Origin of the sequence: Mycobacterium scrofulaceum, assembly GCF_002086735.1 — a bacterium.
Taxonomy (GTDB): Bacteria; Actinomycetota; Actinomycetes; order Mycobacteriales; family Mycobacteriaceae; genus Mycobacterium; species Mycobacterium scrofulaceum.
Genome location: NZ_MVIJ01000132.1, coordinates 1 through 1,804 on the forward strand (window position 1 = coordinate 1; position 1,804 = coordinate 1,804).

At 71.3% G+C, this 1,804-nt stretch carries 3 protein-coding genes; all 3 read left to right on the top strand.

Annotated elements, in window-relative coordinates; all coding sequences use genetic code 11:
* Positions 1-203 precede the first annotated feature (203 nt).
* Genes BST44_RS29075 through BST44_RS29085 form a run of 3 tightly spaced genes read left to right on the top strand, consistent with a single transcriptional unit; the run spans position 204 to position 1,631 of the window.
* Positions 204-464 carry a hypothetical protein gene (locus tag BST44_RS29075; RefSeq protein WP_083180039.1) on the top strand — a complete coding sequence of 87 codons (261 nt, stop codon included), beginning with the start codon at positions 204-206 and terminating at the stop codon, positions 462-464.
* A 52-nt stretch (positions 465-516) separates the two neighbouring features.
* Complete coding sequence (locus BST44_RS29080; RefSeq protein WP_083180040.1) at positions 517-1,134, top strand: TetR/AcrR family transcriptional regulator; 618 nt, start codon at positions 517-519, stop codon at positions 1,132-1,134.
* A gap of 20 nt (positions 1,135-1,154) precedes the next feature.
* Positions 1,155-1,631, top strand: coding sequence for a nitroreductase family deazaflavin-dependent oxidoreductase (locus tag BST44_RS29085; protein WP_208619907.1), 477 nt, complete (start codon positions 1,155-1,157; stop codon positions 1,629-1,631).
* Positions 1,632-1,804 lie beyond the last annotated feature (173 nt).

The window sequence follows — 1,804 nt, forward strand, 5'->3', positions numbered from 1 at the left end:
TGGGCGGCCCGATGGGAGGGTTCGGCTTCGGGCCGCCGCCCGGCCCGCCCGCGCCGCCGCCGGGACCGCCGGGACCGCCCCCGCCACCGTCCCCGCACAGCTGACCGGACTGCCGCCGTCACGATCCGCCAAATCGTGGCGGCGGCAGCCGTCTGGCCAGTAGCGTCTCGGGTTACCGACAGCCGACGACCGTGGAGAGCCGCATGACCTCGGACAACATCGGAACCCGCCGCTTCCCCACCGGAGTCGCCGTCGTGGCCGGGCTCCTCGGCCTGGTGGTCGGCGCGCTGGCCACCTTCGCGATCACCGGGCTGGTGTGGACGGTCCGGGTCCAGCTTCCGCCGCCGCCATACCCGCCACCGCTCTCGTCGCAGACCGGGGGCGGGTGTGTCTATCCCTCGCCGCCGTCGCCCACGGCCGCGCCGGGCGTGGTGCCCGCACCGCCCCTGCCGCCGCACGCCTGAGGTCCGCGGGCAGCGGCCCCCGCGGCGTAAACAATCGTTTACAATTGTAAACGTGCATTCACCACCCCCGGACGACCGCACGGCCCGCGCACGCATCCGCGACGAAGCGCTGCGGCTCTTCGCCGAGCGCGGCCCCGACTCGGTCACGCTGCGCGACATCGCGACCGCGGCGGGCGTGTCACCGGCCCTGCTCATCCGGCACTACGGCTCGAAAGACGGACTGGTCGCGGCCGTCGACGATCACGTCGTCACCACCTTTGAGGTACTGCTGTCGACGATGACCGAGCAGACCGCCGTGGCGGGGCTCGAGCCCAGCGCGGTGCCCAGCCTGCTCGACGGCCTGGCCACCCACCTGCCGCCCGACTCGCCGATCCCGGCGTACCTGAGCCGGCTGCTGATCACCGGGGGCCGGGCGGGCTCGGCGTTGTTCGACCGGCTGTTCCGGCTCAGCCGGACCACCCTCGACGCGATGGTCGCGGCCGGAACCGCCAGCCACGGCGCGGACGCCGAGGTGCGGGCGGCGTTCCTGCTCGTCAACGACCTCGCGGTGCTGACGCTGCGCCCCCGCCTGACCGAGGTGCTCGGCGTGGATCCGCTCTCGGGCGCGGGCATGCGGCGCTGGGCCGGCGAGGTGTTCGCGATCTATCGCGATGGACTTGTCAACGGGTGAACAAAGAATCGGAGGTAAACATGTCCAGCACAACCCTTTTCGCCAACGCCGGCGCGCGGGTGCTGCGGTCGCGGCGCTTGATGCGCGCGCCGGTCTGGATCTACAAGGCCCGCGCCGGGGCGCTGTTCGGGTCGCGCTTGCTGATGCTCGAACACATCGGCCGCAAATCCGGTGCGCCGCGCTTCGTGGTGCTGGAAGTGGTCGGCCACCCGTCGCCGAACACCTACGTCGTCGCCTCCGGCTTCGGCCGAAAGGCGCAGTGGTTCCGCAACATTGCGGCCAATCCGCGGGTGCGCGTCTACGCGGGCAGCCACGCGCCCCGACCCGCCACCGCGCGGGTCCTCGACCAGCAGGAGGCCGACCGCACGCTGACGGCCTACGTCAGCCGCCACCGCAAAGCCTGGGACCAGATGCGGCCGGTGCTGGAGGAAACGCTCGGCGTTGCGATCACCGAGACGAATACGCCGCTGCCCATGGTCGAGCTGCGCCTGGACTAGCTGTGTGACTGACGGTGGCCGGTGACAGGCTGAGCTTTGGTCTTTTGTAGCAGTCTTTCGTAGGGGGTTTGGCCGCCGAGGCCGCCATGGGGACGGTTCTCTTGGGCTCGCGGCCTGAGTCGCGGTAGTGTCCCGGTGTTTCCGCAGTTCGCGCGGCTGGCTGCTGAAGAATA